The organism is Prosthecobacter gellanilyticus (genome assembly GCF_007992435.1).
GTDB lineage: Bacteria > Verrucomicrobiota > Verrucomicrobiia > Verrucomicrobiales > Verrucomicrobiaceae > Prosthecobacter > Prosthecobacter gellanilyticus.
This window is the reverse complement of the sequence record NZ_BKAG01000011.1, coordinates 139,208-160,928: the sequence shown is the minus strand read 5'-3', so window position 1 is coordinate 160,928 and position 21,721 is coordinate 139,208. Positions and strand designations below refer to the sequence as shown.

Sequence of the window (21,721 nt, the reverse complement as noted above, 5' to 3'; positions counted from 1 at the left end):
GTGGAAGTTGGTGTTCTCAGAGGCTTGATGAAGACGGATCTGTGTCAGGCAGGGTGCCGCCCATCTTCTTGATGATCTTGCCCATGGCTTTGCGCTGCTTTTTAAAATCTTCCAGCGCGCGGGCTTCCTCCTCGCTCAATTTGAAGCCATTCTGCTGGGCTTTGATCATGAGGGCATCCTCCGCCATTTTATAGGCCCGGTAGATCATCTTGTAGACCTCGATCATGGCGGCCTGATTGATGCCGCCTCCGCCACCATCAGCCTGCTGCGCTTGATCTTGTGCAGGGGTGCCTCCCGGGCCATCGCAGTTGATGGTGTTGTTCGTTAGAGGGGGCTCATTGTCGTGAAGAAGAAGGCCGCCAGGATTGCCACTGGCATTGAAGACCGTATTTCCGTAGAGTGGGTGATAGCCAGGAGGCAGTTTCGGAGGAAAGTCAGAAGCCAGGATGTCGTCGTTGACCTCCAGAACCAACGGTGGATCACCAAAGGGAATGTCCGGGAATGCGATGTGCCTGAGAATGAAGAGGTCAAAACCACAGTCGCCCGTGGATGGATCCCCAAAGACGTTTGATCCCAGGGGCATGAAGGGCGGCTCAAACGGCGGGCAGAAAGGCAGCCTGTCTGGTGATGGGGGCGCTCCTCCGAAGCAACCGTTGCCGCCAAAATAGTTGTAGGAGACGAAGATGCGGTCGATCGGCTTGGGGCTGTCATCCATGGGGGTGGCGACCTTCAGGAAATTGAGCGCTGGTCTGCGCTGGGAGGAAACTCCCAGCCCTTCCACAAAAGGCGCGCAGACGAGACCACCCTCCGGATCGATGTATCTCAGAGGATTCTGTGAGGCATAACTATAAGTGTGGGTGGACTTGGGATCCGCGAGACGGGGCGGCATAGGGTCACGGGAAAGGAATTGAGCCGCGGTGGGATCGTAGTAGCGAGACCTCATGTGATACAGGGCTCCTTCCGTGCGCACGCCATAGCCACCGACATACGTGAAGGGCTGGGTGCTGCCGCCGGTGTGCCCCAAAAGCTCGCCATAGGGACCATAGGCATAACTGTCCGTCACGGTGCCCGCTGAATCTGACAGCGCCAAGGTGGAGCCGACGCGGTCAAAATGGTAAAACGTGGGGTCCCCGCTGCCGACATCGACGCTGTAAAGCAGCCTGCCGCCAGGAGTCCACACATACATGCGATCCGAACCCGAGGGCAGGTCTTCATACACGATCGGGGAGAGATTCAGCGCATAGTGGTGGTAGAAGCGCGTGGTCTGGGCTGTCTCCGTGCGTGTGACGATGTCTCCCACGCCATTATAAGCCAGGGTGACGCCGGAGATGTCGACGAGCTGCGAGGCGCCATCCCACTGATAGGTTTTGCCAGGGGAGGCAGTGAGCCTGCCTCTGACATCATAGGCATAATCCGTGGTGGTGATCTCACCGGCCTTGCCGTGCTTGAAGGTCTTTGTGGAGGCTGCCACGCCCGGAAGTGTGGGTGCGGTGATGTCCAGATCCACCACCTCCGAGGCGGGATTGAGGCCATAGTTCAGCGTGGCGGCTCCCCCTTCCAGAATCTGCGTGAGCCGTCCTGCCGCATCGTAGACGTAGCTGCTGTCGATGCCCGGAGTCCGTGTCTGGCTGGTAAGACGCCCGGCATTGTCATACCCCATCACGATGGAGGTGCCTTCACTGTCCGTCACGCTGGTGAGGCGGTTGCGGCTGTCATAACCATAGGTCACGGTGAAAGCACCATCCAGGTAGCTCACCGTCTGCAACCGGCCGCCATTGTCATAGGTGGCCGTGAAGTCATGCGTGTTCTGCTCGCAGTTGGTGAGACGTCCCTCGGCATCGTATTCAAAGGCCACGCCATTGGCCGAGGTGAGCCGGTTCAGATTGTCATAGGTGAAGAGCAGATTCGGCCCGGCGCTGAACACGCTGCTCGTGGGATTGCTCGCCGCATCATAGCCCATGGTGCAGGTGTGGGCATCGGCGAAGGTGGAGGTCAGCGGACGGCCGCGGGAGTCATAGGTGATGGTGGTGGCCTTGCCCAGAGGGTCTGTCACTTTCGTGAGGCGCCCGGCCTTTTGATACACCATGGACCAGACACCTCCGTTCGGATCTGTGAGCTTGGTCACATGCCCGAGCCCGTCACGATCATACTTGGCCGTTCCGGTCCCCTGCTCTGTCGCGCTGACGAGATACCCCCGCTTGTCAAAAGCAAAGTTGGTTACCCGCCCCAGTGGATCGATGGACGAGGTGACCCGCTGCATGGCATCCCGCGTCAGGTTCCGCGTGTTTCCCAGCGGATCGACCGACTGTGTCACAAAGCCCAGCTTGTTGAGCTTCCGGACATCCGGAGGATCCACGGGTGTCTGGGTGGTGACCAGGCGCCCCTCGTTGTCATAGGTGAACAGCCAGTCCTGGCCGCCAGCGTCCTCAAGCCCGGTCATGCGCCTGCGATCATCATAGGTCAGATTGATCACGCCCCCATTCGGATTCGTGAGGGAAGACAGCAGACGCCGCGAATCAAACGTCATGTTTGTGGGCTGCGAAAGGCGGTCAGTGCTGGATGTCATGCGGTCCAGCACATCGTAGCTGTTGGTGGTGGTCTCGCCGTCCGGATCGGTGACGACGGTCAGGTTGTTGTTGTTGTCATAGGTATACTGCCAGACGTTGGTGCGCTCGTCCGTCTGCGAGATCAGACGGTCCTTGCTATCATAGGCCAGGGTGACCTGGGCTCCACCTGGACGCGTGATCTGCGTGATGCGGTGACGAGCTAGATCATAGGAGTAGCTGGTGGTGCCCATCTCAGGCGGCTGCACCGTGAGCAGATTTCCCGCAGGATCATAGGTGCTGGTCATCACGCCGCCGAGCGGGTTGGTGGCCGTCAGGACCTGGCCTTTGCCGTTGTACGTGTACTTCCAGACCTTCCCCGCCTCATCGGTGATCTGGGTGATGTTTCCCTTCGCATCATAAGTGAAGGAGCGCGAGGCACCGTCCGGGTAGGTGATCTTGGTCACATCATGGAAGACGATGCCTGCCACGGTGCGTGGTTTGTAGGTGTAGCTGGTGACCTTTCCCTCGGTGTTCGTGATGGTCTGCGGTCCGCCGCTGCCGGCATGATAGACAATGCTGGTCTTGTTACCCAGCCGGTCCGTCACCGAGCTGCGCCGGCCAGCGCTGTCATAGGTCATGGAGATGGTCTTGCCGCCCTGATCCGTGTGGGTGATGAGACGCCCCAGGAGGTCATATTCATCCACCAGGGTTTTATTGAGAGGGTCCGTGAAGGTGGTGGTGGCCGGGTTATAGAGCAGCGTGCTGATGTCTGTGCCGCGCTCGGTCTGTGTGGTGACCTTGGCGCCCGTATAACTTTGAGTGAAGGGAACATTGCCCACCGGCAGCATGTGGGAGACAGGAAGTCCGCCACCGTTGGCCGTGTAGGTGGTCGTGTGGCCGCCGTAATCCTGCACGGAGACCAGCACGCCACCAGAGTAGTTGTAGTTCACCGTGCGCGAGGCGGTATGATCTGTGATGCTGGCGATCTCCGTGCCGGGCTGGTTGATGGTGATGGTGCGGCCAATGCCGTCAGTGACACTGCTGAGCTTGCCGCCCGTGTAGGTGAGCGTGTGCTCGTTCCCCTTGCCATCCTCGATCTTGGTGAGCTTCCCCGTGTTGTCATACGTCCAGATGTGCTTTGTCTCGGGGTTGCCTAACAAAAAGTTTCCAGCCGTCTCAACCAGTTGATAAGGTGTGTCCAGCGGATGGGAGAGCACCCACTTTGTGCCGCTCTTGTCAAACTTCAGCACGGCTCCGGAAGGCAGCACCACCTGCTTGATGACAGGTGTGACGGTGATCATCCGCGAGGCAAAATTGTGCGAGCGATTGCCTCCCAGGTTCGCCTGCACAAAGCCGTCGCTGGCGAGCTTGGATGCCACATAGCGGGAGAAGGCCAGCGGCATGGGGCCGCCCAGGTCCAGATCCGTGCCTTCATTGCCAAAGTACTCGCCGGTTTTCGTGCTCACCGGATCTCCGCCGATGCCCACGAAGGGGTTTTGCGCCACCGTGCCGGGCCCCGGAATGACATTGAAGTTGAGGCTGCCGAAAACGCTGCCGCCATTGTTGGTGCCCGAGAACCCCACACTGCCGGAGCCTGCTGTGACACCAATCAGGATGACACTCACAGAGCCCTTGCCGCTCTTCGGCAAAGCCTCACCCAGCGCCACCTGCCCGCTGCCACTCGAAAAGATGGACTGCAGGTTGACCGTGGCGGACGGGGAGCTTCCCTTCACGGTCACGGAGATCGACTGGCCGACCATGACGAGGAAGCCATTGATGAGAAAAAAGAACCCCGGAGCCGGAGGGACGGCCACAAACAGCAGGAGGAGCGCGATGTGCAGGAAATGCACACGACGTGCCAAAAAAAGAGGAGATTTCATGGCGGTTCGTTTTTTGGGGTTAGCTTGTTATGTGCCAATCCAGCCAGCCGCGATCAGCAGGCTTGAGCGTCTCGTGAAGAATGGAACTTCCCGGCCTCATTTGTGCGCATCCTACCCAACCAACTGTGTTTTGGCGAGATCAAAAAAAAGCATCTTTGGTTAGCCGCAGCCCAACAAAAAAGCCGTCAGGGCTGGCACCCTGACGGCTCACTTTGACTTTTTTTTAGATGCAGGCCTGATCTTTGTCTTAAGACAGAACCCGCGATGTCACCTCACTTCAGCCTGGCGAGTTCGCGCTTGATATCGGCGGCCTGCTGGTCGGTGCTGGCCTGGTAGTCCTGCCAGACGACCTTGCCGTCCTTGACGAGGAAGGCGCTGCGCTTGGCCAGGGACAGCACTCCCTTGAGCATCTTCTCGACCTTGAAGGCCTCGACGATTTTGCCATCGGGATCGGCGATGAGGTCATAGGGAAGCGTGAACTTGTCCTTGAAGGCTTTTTGGGATTCCGCCTTGTCAAAGGACACGCCGAGCACCTGCACGCCTTCCTTGCTCAGATCCGCAAAGGCATCACGGAGGGAGCAGGCCTGCTTCGTGCAGCCGGGGGTGTCAGCCTTGGGGTAGAAGAAGACCACGGTCGGGCCCTTCTTGTAGACGTCCGCGAAGTTCACAGTGGCACCGTCCTGATTCACGCCGGAGACAGCCGGGGCAGGATAATCAACTTTCTGACCTTCGCCGGCGTGGGCGCTGCCGAAGATGCCGGCAAAGATGGCGGTGAGGAGACGCATGGTTTTTTTCATGATGGGGAATGAAGATGGAATGACTGACGCTTGAGTTCCCGAAACGGGAACATGGCAAACGTGTGGAACTGATTCGTTCTGGCAGGGTATTCGGATGCAGGATCCCTCACTGCGGGTCATGCCCGGCAGTCTCGACGAACTGCTGACGCAGCAGCTTATACCGCCGGTCATACTCATGGATGATGTTCTGCGCCTCCATCAGCTGGCGCTCCAGGACCTGCACACGCTGCTGCAGGACGTGGTCATTGCTGGCCTTGTCCAGCTCCGGCCACTGCGCGCCGACCAGGGTGGTGTGGGCGCTGCGGATGTGATGCGGGCTGGCCTGGAAAAAGGCCTGCTCAGAGAGACGGGATTCCGTGCCCTTGGTGCAGTCGATCACGGTCACGTCGCCATCGACCTGGCCGGTGGCGAGGAACTCCTGGATGGTGGCCACGTTCGTGGGACCATAGAGATACTGGTCTGGCATCTGGATGAGCCAGTCCATTTGCAGTTCCTTCACCATGGGCGCGCGGCGCCAGGTCCGGCGACTATCCTCCGAGAGCTTGTCCATGGGAGAGATCTTCGCCTCGGAGGCCAGTTGGATCAGGGCTTCCTGTGAAAGCGGACCGTATTCCTCGTTGGTCGAGGCCTTGATGAGATGCCAGGTGCGGTTGGACATGATATCAAGATTACGAGGAAGCCCTCGGTGCTGGGAAGAAGAAAGTCGCGCCACCATGAAAATGGCGGAGCCAGACGAGCCTACTTCAGGCGCTCCAGTTTCACCCGGGCGACGCCCTGCTTCCGGGTGAGTCCGATGGAGCTCGCCGCTGCGGGTGTGAGGTCAATGATGCGGCTTTTGATGAAGGGGCCGCGATCATTGATCCGCACGATGGCGGAGCGACCGGTGCCGAGATGGGTGACCCGGACGCGGGTGCCCATGGGCCAGGTTTTGTGAGCTGCCGTCATCGCACTGGAGTGGAAGCGCTCCCCGCTGGCCGTGCGCCGGTCCGTGTAGACAGAGGCCATGCCCTGCTGAGTCTGCATCACGCCAAAGGACTCCACCGGCTCCAGAGGCCGGTGGAAGGGCGCGAGCCTGCCGCCTCCACAAGAGGCGAGCACACCGGCCAGCAGCAATGCCGCGGCCAGACGCAGGTGGCTGGGAATCATCGCGCCCATTCCACCAAGCCCAGCCTCCGGCGGCAATCCCCAAATTTCATCGCATAGTGGCAGCGAGCCGCTCAAAGGCGGCCTGCACCTGGGCAGTAATGGGTCCTGGAGCATTGAGCGCACGCCCATCGATCTCGCTGATCGGGTGCACGTCACGGGTGGTGGAGGAGAGGAAGGCTTCCTCGCAGGTGGCCAGGGCTTCAGCGGACACCGTTTCCTCATGGCAGGATAGTCCAGCCCGCAGACAAGCGGAGAGCACCAGCCTGCGGGTGACTCCAGCGAGACAGCCTGAGGACAGTGGAGGCGTGATGAGCCTGCCATCGACCACGATAAAGATGTTTGAGCCGGTGCCCTCGCAGAGCTCGCCCTTGGTATTGGCCAGTATAGCCTCTCCGCAACCCCGCGCCTTGGAATGGGCCAGAGCCAGCACGTTTTCGCCATAGGAGGTGCTTTTCACCCCCGCCAGAGCGCCTGTTTCCAGTCTCGGCCACGGAACCAGGCAGACTTTCTCCGTCGGGCCCCAGCCCTTCAGAGGCACGGCGGTGACCAGCACGGTATTCCCCACATCTCCGCGATCCGAGCCCAGGGGGCCATCTCCGCTGCTAAGGGTGTATCTGACACGGGCATCCAGGAGGTCGTTCGCTTTCAGGACAGCGTCCATAGCACCGATGAACTCCTCCTCCGTGGTCGGAGTGAGGCCCATGACCTCGCAGGAATGCACCAGGCGCTCCCAGTGCTCCTGGGCGGCGAAGAGGCGGCCACCACGGGCGACGAGGGTTTCAAAAACGCCATCTCCCACCAGAAATCCATGATCCAGGGGGGAAATACGGGCCTCCTCCAGAGGCACCAGGGAACCATTTAGCCAGACAATCATGCTCATGAGGCGTATTGGAGCCTCTGGCTGGTGCCAGCGCAAGTCTGCCTTCCGCCTTGTGCGCACCCCATTTCGGGATTACTCAACACGTTCATGTTCGTCGATCAGATCAAAGTTTTCGCGCGCGCCGGTAAAGGTGGCGATGGTTCCATGCACTTCCACCGAGGTAAATTCCGCCCCAAAGGCGGCCCCGATGGCGGGGATGGCGGCAAGGGTGCCAGCGTGGTGCTGCAGACCGACCCCAGCACCAACAGCCTGCGCCAGTTCTTCTTTACCACCAAGCTCCTGGCCAAGGATGGTGACAAAGGCGGTGCCAACCAGTGCACAGGCCGCAGCGCCGAGGACGTGATCTACAAGATCCCCGTGGGCACTGTGATCAGCAAGATCGTTGAGGAAGAAGATCCTGAGACCGGTGAAACCAGCATCCGCTACGAACCTTTTGCCGACCTCGCTGAGCCGCACCAAACCTTTGTGCTTTGCAAAGGTGGCAAGGGCGGCAAGGGCAACGTCCACTTTAAAACATCCACGCACCAGTCGCCCCGTGAAACGACCCCGGGTGAGCCTGGAGAGGAAGGCCGCTTCCACTTCGAGCTGCGGAGCATCGCGGATGCAGGCCTGGTCGGATTCCCGAACGCAGGCAAGTCCACGCTGCTTTCCAAGCTGAGCGCGGCCAAGCCGAAGATCGCCAACTATCCCTTCACCACGCTTCAGCCACTGGTGGGAGTCATTCACTTCGGTGATCATCGCCGTGGCACCATGGCGGACATCCCGGGACTCATTGAGGGTGCCAGCCAGAACATTGGCCTCGGTCATGACTTCCTGCGCCACATCATGCGCTGCCGCACCCTGCTCTTTGTGGTGGACACGGCGGGCACGGAAGGACGTGATCCGATCTCCGATCTGGAGACCGTGCGCAAAGAGGTCAAACTCTACTCCGACGAGCTGGCGAAGCGCCCGTGGATCATTGTGGCTAACAAAATGGATGTCGAAGAGTCCGAGGAGCATCTTACCCGCCTGAAGGACCGCTTCAAGCGCATCAAGATCTTCCCGATCTCCGCTGAGTCCGGCCTTGGCATGGACAAGCTGCGCGCACATCTGGACAAGCAGATCGGCGTGGACACCCTGGTCAGTTTCGCCCCTGCTAGCACTGATTCATAAGCCAAGCGCCCTGCCCTGCCATGCGCCGCCTGTTCTGGATCACCCTCACGCTGATCACGGCGGGCTACTTGTTCTTCTGGTTCCTGCTCATCGCCGCCACGGCAGGCTACAGCACGCCTGAGGCCTGGCTGCAGACGGTGATGAAGCCGGAGATCAGGCATGCCACGGGCCTGAGCCTGCTGACATGCACGGCAGCGGCAGGGACCTCCCTGCTGCTGGCCATCCCGATCGGCTACCTCATGGCCCGGCATGAGTTTCGCGGGAAGACCTGGGTGGACGCCGCGCTGGACATTCCCATCGTCCTGCCGCCGATGGTGGTGGGCATCTGCCTGCTGATCTTTTTTCAAACTTCGTTAGGTCAGGCGATTGAAAAAGTCATCCCCTTCACCTACACCGTGGCTGGTGTGGTGCTGGCTCAGTTCGTGGTCGCGGCTGCCTTTGCCATCCGCACGATGCGCGGGACCTTTGATCATCTTTCGCCGAGGCCTGAGCAGGTGGCGCTGACGCTGGGTGCCACGGATTTTCAGGCGCTCTGGCATGTGGCCCTGCCTGCGGCCAGGCGCGGCATGCTGGCGGCCTTCTGCATTTCCTGGGCGCGCAGTCTGGGGGAGTTCGGGCCCATCCTGGTCTTCGCCGGGGCCACGCGAATGAAGACGGAGGTGCTGCCGACCACGGTGTGGCTGGAACTCAGCGTGGGCAATCTGGAGTCTGCCGTGGCGGTGAGCCTGGGCATGATTGTCATCGCCGTGCTCGTGCTGGTGACTGTGCGCGCCACGGGTGAACGTGTCTAACCATGAGTGCATCATGATCACCCTCGACTCCATCTCCTGGACAGCCCCTGGCGGTCGATTTGCACTGCAAAATGTATCGCTCGCCATTCCTGACAACACCTATGCGGTGCTCATGGGATCCACGGGCTGCGGCAAGACGACGCTGATCGAGATCATCTGCGGTTTGCGCCGACCGAGAGGAGGTCGTGTTCTGCTGGATGGCCGGGATGTGACACGCCTGGAACCACGCGAGCGAGGCATCGGCTATGTGCCGCAGGATCTGGCGCTCTTTCCGGCCAAGCGGGTGCGTGAGCAGATCCACTTTCCGATCAAGATGCGCGGGATGAGGGATGGAGAGAAGATCGTTCAAGAGCTGGTCGAGGAGCTGGGTATCGAGCATCTGATGGATCGCCTGCCCGACATGCTTTCGGGTGGTGAGAAGCAGCGCGTGGCGCTGGCGCGTGCCCTGGCGGCCCAACCAAGAGTGCTGCTGCTCGATGAACCGCTTTCAGCTCTGGACGAGACCACGCACGGAACCGCTTTGGAACTGCTGCGAACCTTGCAGGCGCGGCATTCGTTGACCGTGCTGCATGTGACGCATTCACCGAGTGAGGCGGCGGCGCTGGGGCAGATGAGGTTGCGACTGCTGGATGGGTGTGTGGTGGAGGTGGCGACTGGCAGCGCGTGAGGGAGTCCAAATGACGAAAGGAGCGCGGCGGCCTTCGACACTCATACGTGCACAAGCAAGTCTCTTCACTTCGCAGGCAGCTTCGAGAGTGCTGCCGCAGGCACTTCGAGCATCTTCTGGCGGCTGCCTTCGCCGCGAATGAGGGTGACCTGGCTCTTCGGACAGTCCAGGACCTCGGCGATGAACCTAACCAATTCCGCGTTCGCCTTGCCATCGACGGCGGGGGCGCCGAGTTTCAGCAGCAGGACGGACCTGCCCTTCTCATCCATGCCCCAGTTCATGATCTCCGAACGACGGGCGTTCGGGGTGACACGGACAGTCAGCTGCGCGGTGGCTTCAGATGCAGCACTCATGAGCGGGAGGCGATGATGCCCCTGGCAATGGCGGTGGCCATCTCCTGGCGATGATCGGCATCGGCACAGCGACGGGACTCAGTTTTGTTGCTCAGATACCCGCCCTCCACCAGCACGGCGGTCATGCTCGTGGCACGGAGGACCTTGTAGTCCTTGTAGAAGACACCGCGCTTCACGCCTTTGAGATTGGCATCCATGCTGTTGAGGATCTTGGTGGCCACATACTTTCCGGCCGAGCTGCGGTAAAACACCTCCATGCCGCTGACACTGCGGTCCCGGCAGGCATTGAAGTGAATGCTGACGAACAGCGCCTTGCTATACTTGTTAGCGATGGCGGCGCGATCACTGAGCTCGACATAGCGGTCGGTGCGCCGGGTCATCACCACCCGGAGGCCCCGGGCCTTCAGCGCCTTTTCCAGACGCAGCGCGACGTCCAGGCAGAGGCGCTTTTCAATGAGGCTGTTGTGCACGCAGCCGCCGTCCTTGCCACCATGCCCGGCATCGATGACGACGGTGTTGAAGCCGAGTGCCCAGGCGGGCACCTGACTGATCCACCCTAGGATGAGCAGGCAGGCAAGCAGTCGGTTCATGCGCGCAGCATCACTTCGGAATTTTCAGGCTCTTGCCTTCGCGAATCATGTCGGAGGACATGCCGTTAGCCGCTTTGAGTTTGGAGACGGTGGTGCCGTTCCTGGCAGCGATGGCACCCAGCGTGTCACCCTTTTTAATGGTGTAGGAACCGCCGCCGCTGCTGCTGCCTTTGGATTTTGATTTGCTGGATGAAGCGGTGGATTTTTTCTTCGTCGAGGAAGAGGTCACCTTCTTCACGGGCGATGGCTGCTTGCGCGAGACACTGCCTTCATGAGAGGACTGCCACGAGGAGTAGTCCGAGTCCGAAGACGAGCGACCATCCGAGGCCCAGGAGGTGACATAGTTGCCAGAGCCAGGCTCAAAGGGGTAATCACTGCGCGCCATGCTGTGAGACGGCGTCTGGGAGCTGCCGTAGAGCTCGATCTTCGGTAGATTGCGAGGCACACCGCGCACGCGAGTGCCGCCCGTGTCGCAGGAGGCGAGCAGCAGGGAGGTGAGGACAATGCCAGTGGCGGCACGGAGGGGGGCGGAAATCATCACCCGGCATTTTGATCGGAACCTGCCCCGGCTGCAAGTAAATGCGTTGTGAGGCTTCTTGTTGTCCGCTTCTTGAGCACATTGCATTGCGAGTGCAGCAACCCGCTCTAGCATCTGACTCCCCCCAACCCCATGCCCCGGACCACGAATGCCTGACGCCCCTGCCACCAAGAAAATCTGGGACCGCTCGGCCTGGCGCGACGCTGCCTTTTTCCTGCGCTACCTGCGACCGCACTTCAATGTCTTCATCCCGGCCATGGTGGCCCTGGCGCTGACGGCAGGGCTGACGGTGGCTTTCATCTATCTGCTTTCGGACTTGGCTGGGAAAGGTCTCGCAGGAGCACAAGGCCCAGGGTGGATCGCCGAGCTTCACCAGACTTTGCTGATCATGCTCGGTCTCGTGACCGCCCAGGCGGTGATCGCCTTCTTCCGCATCATGCTGTTTGCCAAAGCCTCGGAACGTGCCCTCGCACAGCTCCGGATGGACACTTTCAGCCGGATCATCCGCCTGCCGATGGACACGCTGAACAAACGCCGCGTGGGTGAGCTTGCCTCCCGCATCGCGAACGATGTGGAGTCCATGCGCGAGACGCTGGTGATGACCATCCCGATGCTGCTACGCCACACCGTGATGCTCACCGGCTGCCTCGTTTTGGTGACGCAGATTTCCATCAAGCTCGCACTCATCATGGTCGGCACCGTGCCGGTGGCCATTGTGATGATCGCGCTCTTCGGCGCTCGCATTCGCAAACTGGTCCGCAAGTCCCAGGACAATCTCGCCGCCACCCAGGTCATCGTGGAGGAGGGCCTGCAAAGTATCATTAGCGTAAAAGCCTTTTCCAATGAGGTCCACGAATCAAATCGCTACAACACCAGGCTCAACGAGTTTCTCAACATGGCGCTGCGTGCGGCGACTCCTCGCGCGGCCTTCATCGCCTTCATCATCTTTGCCTTCAGCGTCGCGCTCATCGTCGTCGTCTGGGCGGCCCTGACCATGCTGGCGGAAGGAGAGATCGCCACGCCTGCCCTGTCACGCTTCGCCGCACTCAGCGGCATGATCGCCGCCTCGTTTGCGCAATTCTCTGAACTCATCACCCAGCTTCAGCGCACCCTCGGTGCCACGGATCGTGTGCGTGAGCTGCTCTGCGAACCCATGGAACCCCAGGATGAATCCGTGCAGATGCGCCGGTTTAAGGGGGAGATCCAGGTGCGGGACGTGAGCTTCGCCTACCCCACCCGGCCCGATGCGGTGGTGCTGCGTGAGTTTGGCTTTAAAGCCGAAGCCGGTCAGCGGATCGCGCTGGTAGGACCGAGTGGCTCTGGCAAAACGACCACGGTTTCTCTCCTGTTCCGGTTCTACAAGCCAACGAGCGGCAGCATCCAGATCGACGGGCAGGAAACAAAGGACATGCCTTTGACTCTACTGCGAAAAAACCTCGCGCTGGTGCCGCAGGAGGTGCTGCTGTTTGGCGGATCCATCCGCGAGAACATCGCCTATGGTCGCCCTGGAGCTTCGGAGGCGGAGATCGTGGAAGCGGCGAAGAAGGCGAACGCGCATATGTTCATCGAAAAACTGCCCGAGGGCTATGACACCCTGGTGGGTGAGCGCGGGACGCAGCTTTCAGGCGGTCAGCGGCAGCGTATCGCCATCGCGCGTGCCATCCTGGCGGATCCGGCCATCCTGATCCTGGATGAGGCGACGAGCAGCCTGGATGCGGAGAGCGAGCGCCTGGTGCAGGATGCCCTGGACAAGCTCATGGAAAACCGCACGAGCATCATCATCGCGCATCGTCTGTCCACCGTGCGGCGCTGTGACCAGATCCTGGTGCTCTCGGGCGGCACCATCGTGGAGCGGGGCACGCATGACGAACTTTTGGCCAAAACGGGCAGTCTTTATGGCACCCTGGCGCGTTTGCAGTTGGAATAAATCGCCGTTTGGCACGTCTTATCCCAGTCCCCCAACCTATCTCTGATATGAAAAAGCTCCTCACCTTCCTCGCCGCCGCGATCATGCTGCCAGTTATGGCCAGCGATTTCCCCGCAGGCAGCCCCAAGTTCGGCACTGACTACAAGGCCGCCCTCGAAACCGCCAAAAAAGAAGGCAAGCCGGTCGTGCTGGTCTTTTCCGCCGCCTGGTGCGGCCCCTGCCAGTCCATGAAGAAGAATGTCTACCCGAGCGCTGAAGTGAAGCCTCTCCAGGACAAGTTCGTCTGGGCCTATCTGGATACCGATGTGGAAGCCAATGCTGCCGCTGCTGAGAAGTATGGTGTGTCCGGAATCCCGCACGTGCAGTTCCTGAACAAGGACGGCAAGGACATCGGCAACCAGGTGGGTGGCGTGTCCCCGGCCGAGTTCGCCGGCATCCTGAACAAGGTGGCTGAGAAGGCGAAGTAACTCACCTAACCAACAACGATTTAAACGATGAAGGGAGGCCTCGCGGCCTCCCTTCTTTGCGTTTCAGGATGTGAGATGAAACATCACACCACGATGTTCACGAGCTTGCCGGGAACGACGATGACTTTCTTCGGGGCCTTGCCTTCCATGAACTCCTGCACGCGGGCACTGGCGAGGGCGATCTTTTCGATCTCCTCCTTCGTGGCCTGAATGGGCACGCGGGCTTTGTCACGCAGCTTGCCGTTCACCTGGAAGACGACCTCCACCTCGTCCTCGATGAGGGCGGCGGGATCGTAGGTGGGCCAGGTTTCATCGCTGAGGAAACCCTTCGCGGCCAGGTCGGGGAACTTGCTGGCGATGCGGCGGTTCAGCTCTTCGGCGAGGTGAGGCGCGAAGGGGCTGAGGACCTTCAGGAAGGTCACGATAGCACCCGCTGGCTTCACTTCAGCGCCGGTGAAGGCATTCGTGCAGACCATCATGGCACTGATGGCGGTGTTAAAGCTCAGCTTCTCGATGTCTTCGCCACACTTCTTGATGGTCTCATGAAGGGCTTTGTTGAGCTGTTTGTTAGCCGGGATGTCCTGCAAGGCGCTGGAGACGGTCCAGACACCTTCGTCACCCTGCTGCTCCATAACCAGACGCCAGACGCGGGCCAGGAAGCGATACACGCCTTCCACGCCCTTCATGCTCCAGGGTTTCACCTGTTCCAGCGGGCCCATGAACATTTCATACAGGCGCAGCGCATCCGCGCCGTATTCACGCACGACGTCATCCGGATTCACCACGTTGCCGCGGGACTTGGACATCTTCTGGCCGTCCTCACCCAGGATCAGGCCTTGGTTCACCAGACGCTGGAAAGGCTCCGGCGTGCTGACGTAACCCAGATCAAAGAGCACCTTGTGCCAGAAGCGCGCATACAGCAGGTGCAGCACAGCGTGCTCAGTGCCGCCGACATACAAGTCAACGCCGCCGGGCTTGCCGCCGCCCATCCAGTAGTTTTCTGCTGCCTCGCCGACGAAGCGCTCGCTGTTGCGGGCATCGCAATAACGCAGGTAATACCAGCATGAGCCAGCCCACTGGGGCATGGTATTCAGCTCGCGCTTCGCGGTCGCGGAATACTGCACCCACTCGGTGGCTTTCGACAGCGGTGGTTCAGGGGTGCCGGTGGGCTTGAAGTCTTCCAGCGTGGGTGGCATCAGCGGCAGCTCGCTTTCAGGAATGCTGCGGTGATTGCCATCTTCCCAGACGATCGGGAAAGGCTCGCCCCAGTAGCGCTGACGGCTGAAGAGCCAGTCACGCAGCTTGAAGTTCGTGGTGCCTTTGCCGAGGCCTTTTTCTTCCAGCCAGATGGCGATCTTCTTCTTCGCTTCGGGGGTGGGCAGGCCATCCAGGAAACCGGAGTTGATGGCGATACCGTCATCGGTGTAGCCCTGCCAGTCTTTGCCTTCCGGTGGCTGCACCACCTGATTGATCGGCAGATCGAATTTCTTCGCAAATTCAAAGTCGCGTTCATCATGCGCGGGCACGGCCATGATGGCGCCGGTGCCGTAACCCATGAGCACGTAGTCAGCGATCCAGATGGGGATCTGCGCGTTGTTCACGGGATTGATGGCGTAGGCGCCGGTGAAGACACCGGACTTGTCCTTGGCCAGTTCCGTGCGCTCGAGATCGGATTTGGAAGAGACGCTCTTTTGGTAAGCTTCGACAGCCGCGCGCTGTGCATCCGTGGTGATCTGCGGCACCAGGGCATGCTCAGGGGCAATGACCATGTAGGTCGCTCCGAACAGAGTATCCGGGCGAGTCGTGAAGACGGTGATAGAGTGTGGTGCAGCCGTCCCGGCTGCTTCTGAGGGCAGTCCAGAGGACTGCACCACATTAAAGGTGACATGCGCGCCTTCGCTGCGACCTATCCAATTACGCTGCAAAAGCTTGATGCTCTCCGGCCAGTCCAGGCCGTCCAGCTCATCGATCAGGCGCTGGGCAAAGGCGGTGATGCGCAGCATCCACTGGCGCATGGGGCGGCGCTCGACGATGTGACCTTTAGCCCGCCACTCTTCTACTTCCTCATTGGCCAGCACGGTGCCGAGGTCAGGTGACCAGTTCACCGGTGCGGATGACACGAAGGCGAGGCGCTTCGCGTCGATCTCATCATGAGACAGACCTTTGCCTTCCAGCTCACTGATCGGATGCGCTTTGCCGTCTTCACCGACATAGGAATTGTAGAGCTTCAGGAAGATCCACTGGGTCCATTTGAAGTAGCCGGGATCCGTGGTGTTGACCTCGCGGTCCCAGTCATAGGCGAAGCCCAGGCTCTTGAGCTGCTTGGTGAAGTTGGCGATGTTTGCCTCCGTGGTCACGCGAGGATGCGTGCCGGTCTTGATGGCATACTGCTCCGCAGGCAGGCCGAAGGCGTCCCAGCCCATGGGGTGCAGGACATTGAAGCCGGACATCTTCTTGAAGCGGCCGATGATGTCCGTGGCGGTGTAACCTTCCGGATGGCCGACATGGAGGCCGTTGCCGCTGGGATAGGGGAACATGTCGAGCACGAAATACTTCGGCTTCGAGGCGTCGAAATCGGCGTCACCGGGGTTCGGCGTGCGGAAGGCCTTTTTGGCCTCCCACTCGCCCTGCCACTTCGGTTCAAACTCGGAGAATGGAAATGCTTTGCGCTGCTCGCTGGACATAAGGGGGCGGGAAGAAGGCGAGGCGGGGGGCGCGGTCAAGGTGGCTTTAGAGGCGGAATGGATGGGTGGGTGACCGCGCTGAATGACGAAATCCGAATCACGAATGACGAATGACGAATTTTCGGAGCCGGGGTTTGGTGAACCACGGAGTGGTTCGCTATGAATAGCCAGGGGTGACCGAAGGGAACCCCTGGTAGATCACCATGAATGCACCACTCAGTATCAATCCCATAGGGATTGCCCAATGCGTGGAGCGTTCACGTTATTTTCTCGTGCCGTTACCTCTCACAGACGGTTGAACTGTCACCCTTATCCCTGGGAGAATGTGTCACCCATGTGATTGGGACCTACCTGAAGGGGTCGAACACGCCTGACCCGGGGTTTCGTGCGCTGACGCTTGCTTCACCCCGGGCTACTCATGGGGAACCACTCCGTGGTTCAAGGCAGGAAACCTCGATTTTCGGAGTGCATCAACTTATGGGTAAAGCTTGGGGCCTCCATTCCTCATTGCATCATCGCCTGCGAGGTGTCGTCCTGGAAGACGAAGGGGCGGATCTCGGCGAAGCGGGGGGAGCGGAGGAGTGGGTCGGCATCGAGGGACTTTTCGGCGAGCTGACGGGCGAGACGGACGAGGCGGGTGTCGGCGAGGAGCTCGGCGAACTTCAGCGGCGCGGCACCACTCTGGGCTTTGCCCATGACATCGCCGGGGCCGCGGCGCTTGAGGTCTTCTTCACTGATGCGGAAGCCATCGGTGGTTTCCTCCAGGATGGCGAGGCGGCTCTTGGCCTCGTCGTCCTTATCCGCGACGAAGAGCACGCAGTAGGAGGTGTGCTCGCCACGGCCGATGCGGCCGCGAAGCTGATGAAGCTGCGCGAGGCCATAGCGCTCGGCGTGGTTGATGAACATGACGGTGGAGTTTGGCACATCGACTCCGACCTCGATGACGGTGGTGCTGACGAGCACGTCGATCTTGGCGGCGCGAAAGTCCCGCATGACGAGGTCTTTTTCCTCGGCGCTGAGCTTGCCATGGAGTAGGCCGACCGTGAAATGCGGCAGCAGTTTGCTCCACTCCTCATAGCCTTTCTTGGCGGCGGTGACATCGAGCTTCTCGGACTCTTCGATGAGCGGATAGACAATGTAGCCCTGGCGGCCTTCCTCGAGCTGCTCGCGCAGGAATTTGGCGGCATCGGCCTGCTTCGAAGTGGGGCGAACCTTGGTGATGATCTTTCCGCGTTCTTTGGGTCGCTCGTCCAGAGTGGAGACATCGAGGTCGCCGTAGATGGTGAGGGTGAGCGTGCGCGGGATGGGAGTGGCGGTCATCACCAGCACATCGGGCGTGTTGCCTTTTTGGATCAGCTTCGCGCGCTGGGCGACACCGAACTTGTGCTGCTCATCGATGACGACAAGCCCGAGATTCTTCACCAGATCTTCATCATGCAGGAGCGCATGCGTGCCGATGACGATCTGGTTTTTGTCAGACATCTTCTTCGTGAAAAGCTCCACGCCACCTTCCTCGGCACGAGTGCCGGTGCGTAGCGCGACATTGAGGCCGAGAGGCTCCAGCCACTTGCGAGCCGTCTGAAAATGTTGTTCGGCCAGAATCTGCGTGGGGGCCATGAGGGCGGCCTGTCTGCCGCTCTCCACGGCACCGAGCATGGAGGCGAAAGCGACGACGGTTTTACCGCTGCCGACATCGCCATGCAGCAGACGATTCATGGGCGCATTGGAAGCCATGTCGCGCTGGATCTCGAGGAGAGATCGCTTCTGAGCGCCGGTCATCTCGAAGGGCAGCGCCTTCTCAAAGTCCTGCACCAAAGGTCCTGCGACATGCGCATGACCACCGGACTCCATGACGGCACGTCGACGGCGCACCACGCGAAGCTGATAGCTATAGAACTCTTCGAGCGCGAGGTAGCGGCGGGCCTTTTCCAGATCCTCCATGGTCTCGGCGAAGTGCACGACCTTGAGGGATCGGGCGCGGCTCCAACCAGCGAACTCGCCCTTCTCACTCGGGCGCGGCAGGAGGTCCTGGATAAAGTCATCGCCGAGTGCTTGCACGACATACCAGGTGGCGGTGCGCAGGGTCTTTTGGGCGACACCGGCTTTCAAGCGATACACCGGGGTGATGCGGCCGGAGTGGATGGTGGAGCCTTCCTCATCCTCGATGACCTCATACTCGGGATGATCAATGGAGAGGCGGCCTTTCCAGTCCTTGATCTTGCCGTAGATGATGAGGCGCTGGCCTTCGGCGATGACGCGGCTCATGAAGGGCATATTCCACCAGCGCAGGGTCATGAGCTGTCCGCCCATGAGCGAATCACCCGCAGGCTCCACCTGCGCCTCGAAGGTCCCTGCCCCGCGACGTTTGCCGAAGTATTTGGTGCCCGCCTTGGTCACAATGACCTGATGGCAGACGGGAATCTCCGAGGCCTGAAAGCCGGACGGGTCCGTGCGTGCGCGGTCCTCATGGCGGAAGGGCATCCACAGCAGTACGTCTTTTACAGTCGTCACGCCTTCCTTCTCCAGGGCCTTCACCATGCGCGTTGGCAGATCGGGCACGGTGTTGAGCGGAGAATCGAGGGTTAGAGGCATGAAGCGGGATAACGTGAGGTTTAATGAAGAAAGTGATTCTGTGAATCCTGAAATCTTGGTAAATCATCCTTCATGAAAACCGGCCTCTTGCTCGACCCGCTGTATGCTGACCATGATCCTGGGGCTGGTCACCCCGAATGTCCGGAGCGCTACACGGCCATTATGAAGGCGCTCAAAGGGTCGGGTTTGCTGCCAAAGCTGGCCACGATTTCAACGCGAGCTGCGGAGATGCCGGAGATCGAGCGCTGCCATCCGAAGCACTACATCGAACTGGCACGCGATGAGGTGGCGCAGGGGCTGGATGCGCTGAGCACGGGTGACACGGACATCTGCGCGAAGAGCTATGATGTGGCGATCCGCGCCGTGGGTGGTGTGCTGAATGCGGTGGATGCGGTGATGACTGGCCAGCTCGGGCGGGCCTTTTGTGCGGTGCGACCGCCGGGGCATCATGCGCGGCCTGCGCAGGGGATGGGCTTCTGTTTGTTTAACAACATCGCTCTGGGGGCACGGCATGCGCAGAAGAAGCATGGCGCGTCGAAGGTGGTGATCGTGGACTGGGACGTGCATCATGGGAATGGCACTCAAGACATCTTTTATGAGGACGGCAGCGTGTTGTTTGCCAGCACGCATCAGGATCCCTGGTATCCCTTCACGGGTCATGCGGAGGAAACTGGGGCTGGTAAGGGCAAAGGTTCTACCATGAACTTTCCGCTGCCGGCAGGCACGGGGATGCAGGCTTTTACGGAAGCTTTTGAGACGAAGCTGCTGCCGGCGATCGCGACTTTTAAGCCGGATCTGATCATGATCAGTGCGGGGTTTGATTCACGCGTGGATGATCCGCTGGGGAAGTTCAAACTGACGGATGCGGATTTCGTGACGCTGACGAAGCATTTGATGAAGGCAGCGGAGGAGCATTGTCAGGGGCGGCTGGTTTCCGTGCTAGAGGGTGGGTATAATCTCAGCGGGCTGGCCAGTGCGGTGACGGCGCATGTGGGGGCGCTGGTGGAGGGGTGAGTGAGGTTTCGTCGGGGAAGTTTTAACCGCTGATTTGACGCTGATGGGACGCTCATATCCAGAAATAGAAGGTTTGGATTATTCGCGTTTCATTAGCGTCCTATTAGCGGTTCATTGGGTTTGGGTTCAACTGCGGGCCTTTGGTGGATTGATGATGCTGGGTGCGCACGAGCGGCGTCGCCGAGGCAAGGGTGCTCTTGCCTCTCTGCCGCCGCACTCCGGGACGCTCCGCGACTTCGGCGCTGGTGGCATTGTGCATTTTTGCCAGGCTTCATGCTAAAATCAGCCAAGCTTGCGTCAGCCCCATTTTATCTCTTGGCAGCGCGGGGGCTTCAGGCTCCAATTCGTGCACGATGCGCTATACTCCCCTTCCTGCTGAACTTTATGTCTCGAACCGCCAGAGGCTCTATGGTCAGCTGCCGCCGCGGTCGGTGGTGATTTTGACTTCCAATGATGTGCTGCCGACGAATGCGGACGGGAGCCTGGCGTTTGTGCAGAACAGCGACCAGTTTTATCTGAGCGGGATCGACCAGGAGGAGACGCTGCTCGTTCTTTTTCCGGATGCGCCGGATCCGAAACAGCGTGAAATGCTTTTTGTTCGGGAGACGAGCGAGATGATCGCAGTCTGGGAAGGTGAGAAGCTGACGAAGGAGCAGGCCACGCAGAGGTCAGGCATTGAGCGAGTGCACTGGCTGGACCAGTTTGAGACGCATTTCCGCCAGCTCATGTGCCAGGCGGAGCATGTGTATCTGAACTCGAACGAGCATCCGCGCGCGACGATCCCGACGGAGACAAGGGAGACGCGCTTTACTCATCGCTGTCAGAGAGAGTATCCGCTGCATGATTATCGCCGTCTGGCACCCATCATGCATGATCTGCGCTGCATCAAGCAGCCGCAGGAACTGGGAGCGCTGAGCGAGGCAATCCGCATCACGGAGGATGGTTTCCGCCGGTTGCTGAAGTTTGTGAAGCCAGGGGTGCATGAGTTCGAGATCGAGGCGGAGCTCATTCATGAGTTCACCCGCCAGCGGGCACGCGGCTTTGCCTACACGCCGATCATTGCCACTGGCAAGAATGCCTGCGTGCTGCACTACATCACCAACCACTGCCAGTGCCAGGACGGTGATATGCTGCTGCTGGACATCGCCGCGAACTACGGGAACTACAATGCGGACCTCACACGCACGATCCCGGTGAATGGACGATTCACACCACGCCAGCGCCAGGTGTATGATGCGGTACTGCGGATCTTCCTTGAATGCCGGAAGATTCTACGGCCGGGCGTGATCATCCGCGAGTATCAGGAGGAAGTGGCCAAGATGATGACGTCCGAGCTGATCGGGCTCGGCCTGCTGGATCGTGATGCGGTGGAGAAGCAGGATCCTGAGAAGCCGCTGTATAAGAAGTATTTCCCGCACGGGACGAGCCATCACCTGGGCATCGACGTGCATGACGTGGGCCAGACCTGGAAGCCGGTGCAGCCGGGGATGGTGTTTACCATCGAGCCGGGGATTTACATCCGTGAGGAGAATCTGGGCGTGCGGCTTGAGAACAATGTGTTCATAGGGCCGGACCGGAATTCGGACATGATGGCCTCGATTCCGATTGAGGCGGAGGAGATTGAGGCGTTGATGAATCAGTAATGCGCAACATCATTAGTTAGGCCTATTCAACACCCTTGTGACATTCGAGGAATG

18 protein-coding genes are annotated in these 21,721 nt (G+C 60.0%); 7 read left to right on the top strand and 11 right to left on the bottom strand.

Annotated elements, in window-relative coordinates:
* Window positions 1-16: 16 nt before the first annotated feature.
* The 5 genes from BGE01nite_RS10000 to BGE01nite_RS09980 form a co-directional block, all read right to left on the bottom strand.
* A complete protein-coding gene (locus tag BGE01nite_RS10000) occupies window positions 17-4,426 on the bottom strand; it encodes an RHS repeat-associated core domain-containing protein (protein ID WP_146850308.1) in 4,410 nt (1,469 codons plus the stop codon).
* A gap of 272 nt (window positions 4,427-4,698) precedes the next feature.
* The gene (locus BGE01nite_RS09995) at window positions 4,699-5,223 is read right to left on the bottom strand and encodes a peroxiredoxin (protein ID WP_146850307.1); all 525 of its coding nucleotides are present in this window, start codon (window positions 5,221-5,223) and stop codon (window positions 4,699-4,701) included.
* 106 nt (window positions 5,224-5,329) lie between these two features.
* Window positions 5,330-5,881 carry a hypothetical protein gene (locus BGE01nite_RS09990; RefSeq protein ID WP_146850306.1) on the bottom strand — a complete coding sequence of 184 codons (552 nt, stop codon included), beginning with the start codon at window positions 5,879-5,881 and terminating at the stop codon, window positions 5,330-5,332.
* Window positions 5,882-5,961: 80 nt separating this feature from the next.
* Window positions 5,962-6,369, bottom strand: coding sequence for a septal ring lytic transglycosylase RlpA family protein (locus BGE01nite_RS09985; protein WP_218032948.1), 408 nt, complete (start codon window positions 6,367-6,369; stop codon window positions 5,962-5,964).
* 46 nt (window positions 6,370-6,415) lie between these two features.
* Window positions 6,416-7,249 (bottom strand): aminotransferase class IV, encoded by an 834-nt coding sequence (locus BGE01nite_RS09980; protein WP_146850304.1) that lies wholly within the window; start codon window positions 7,247-7,249, stop codon window positions 6,416-6,418.
* An 87-nt stretch (window positions 7,250-7,336) separates the two neighbouring features.
* Here BGE01nite_RS09980 and obgE point away from each other — a divergent pair, with 87 nt between their 5' ends.
* From obgE to BGE01nite_RS09965, 3 genes are read left to right on the top strand one after another with little or no spacing between them, the layout of a single operon-like run.
* Entirely contained in the window at window positions 7,337-8,401 is a 1,065-nt protein-coding gene (gene obgE, locus BGE01nite_RS09975) for a GTPase ObgE (RefSeq protein ID WP_146850303.1), read from the top strand.
* 20 nt (window positions 8,402-8,421) lie between these two features.
* Complete coding sequence (locus tag BGE01nite_RS09970; RefSeq protein ID WP_146850302.1) at window positions 8,422-9,192, top strand: ABC transporter permease; 771 nt, start codon at window positions 8,422-8,424, stop codon at window positions 9,190-9,192.
* A 13-nt stretch (window positions 9,193-9,205) separates the two neighbouring features.
* Window positions 9,206-9,859: an ATP-binding cassette domain-containing protein gene (locus BGE01nite_RS09965; RefSeq protein ID WP_146850301.1), complete on the top strand. Its 654-nt coding sequence runs from the start codon at window positions 9,206-9,208 to the stop codon at window positions 9,857-9,859.
* A gap of 65 nt (window positions 9,860-9,924) precedes the next feature.
* Here BGE01nite_RS09965 and BGE01nite_RS09960 read toward each other — a convergent pair whose 3' ends face one another.
* From BGE01nite_RS09960 to BGE01nite_RS09950, 3 genes are read right to left on the bottom strand one after another with little or no spacing between them, the layout of a single operon-like run.
* The gene (locus tag BGE01nite_RS09960; protein ID WP_146850300.1) at window positions 9,925-10,212 is read right to left on the bottom strand and encodes a DUF167 domain-containing protein; all 288 of its coding nucleotides are present in this window, start codon (window positions 10,210-10,212) and stop codon (window positions 9,925-9,927) included.
* A complete protein-coding gene (locus tag BGE01nite_RS09955; RefSeq protein WP_146850299.1) occupies window positions 10,209-10,802 on the bottom strand; it encodes an N-acetylmuramoyl-L-alanine amidase family protein in 594 nt (197 codons plus the stop codon). The genes BGE01nite_RS09960 and BGE01nite_RS09955 overlap by 4 nt, the downstream gene beginning before the upstream one ends.
* Before the next feature lie 10 nt (window positions 10,803-10,812).
* Window positions 10,813-11,340, bottom strand: a complete 528-nt coding sequence (locus BGE01nite_RS09950) for a LysM peptidoglycan-binding domain-containing protein (protein WP_170266703.1) — start codon at window positions 11,338-11,340, stop codon at window positions 10,813-10,815.
* A gap of 148 nt (window positions 11,341-11,488) precedes the next feature.
* Here BGE01nite_RS09950 and BGE01nite_RS09945 point away from each other — a divergent pair, with 148 nt between their 5' ends.
* Together BGE01nite_RS09945 and BGE01nite_RS09940 are read left to right on the top strand one after the other, a co-directional pair.
* Window positions 11,489-13,267: an ABC transporter ATP-binding protein gene (locus BGE01nite_RS09945; RefSeq protein ID WP_146850297.1), complete on the top strand. Its 1,779-nt coding sequence runs from the start codon at window positions 11,489-11,491 to the stop codon at window positions 13,265-13,267.
* Between the two features lie 47 nt (window positions 13,268-13,314).
* Window positions 13,315-13,734, top strand: coding sequence for a thioredoxin family protein (locus BGE01nite_RS09940; protein ID WP_146850296.1), 420 nt, complete (start codon window positions 13,315-13,317; stop codon window positions 13,732-13,734).
* An 83-nt stretch (window positions 13,735-13,817) separates the two neighbouring features.
* On the opposite strand, the gene leuS is transcribed toward BGE01nite_RS09940, so the two are convergent.
* Entirely contained in the window at window positions 13,818-16,418 is a 2,601-nt protein-coding gene (leuS, locus tag BGE01nite_RS09935) for a leucine--tRNA ligase (RefSeq protein WP_146850295.1), read from the bottom strand.
* Window positions 16,419-16,922: 504 nt separating this feature from the next.
* Window positions 16,923-19,010: an ATP-dependent DNA helicase RecG gene (gene recG / locus BGE01nite_RS09930; protein WP_146850294.1), complete on the bottom strand. Its 2,088-nt coding sequence runs from the start codon at window positions 19,008-19,010 to the stop codon at window positions 16,923-16,925.
* 72 nt (window positions 19,011-19,082) lie between these two features.
* Here recG and BGE01nite_RS09925 point away from each other — a divergent pair, with 72 nt between their 5' ends.
* The gene (locus BGE01nite_RS09925) at window positions 19,083-20,024 is read left to right on the top strand and encodes a histone deacetylase family protein (RefSeq protein WP_146850293.1); all 942 of its coding nucleotides are present in this window, start codon (window positions 19,083-19,085) and stop codon (window positions 20,022-20,024) included.
* 103 nt (window positions 20,025-20,127) lie between these two features.
* Here BGE01nite_RS09925 and BGE01nite_RS28945 read toward each other — a convergent pair whose 3' ends face one another.
* Window positions 20,128-20,283 carry a hypothetical protein gene (locus tag BGE01nite_RS28945; protein ID WP_170266702.1) on the bottom strand — a complete coding sequence of 52 codons (156 nt, stop codon included), beginning with the start codon at window positions 20,281-20,283 and terminating at the stop codon, window positions 20,128-20,130.
* Window positions 20,284-20,377: 94 nt separating this feature from the next.
* Here BGE01nite_RS28945 and BGE01nite_RS09920 point away from each other — a divergent pair, with 94 nt between their 5' ends.
* Window positions 20,378-21,667 (top strand): aminopeptidase P N-terminal domain-containing protein, encoded by a 1,290-nt coding sequence (locus tag BGE01nite_RS09920; RefSeq protein ID WP_146850292.1) that lies wholly within the window; start codon window positions 20,378-20,380, stop codon window positions 21,665-21,667.
* Window positions 21,668-21,721: the final 54 nt, after the last annotated feature.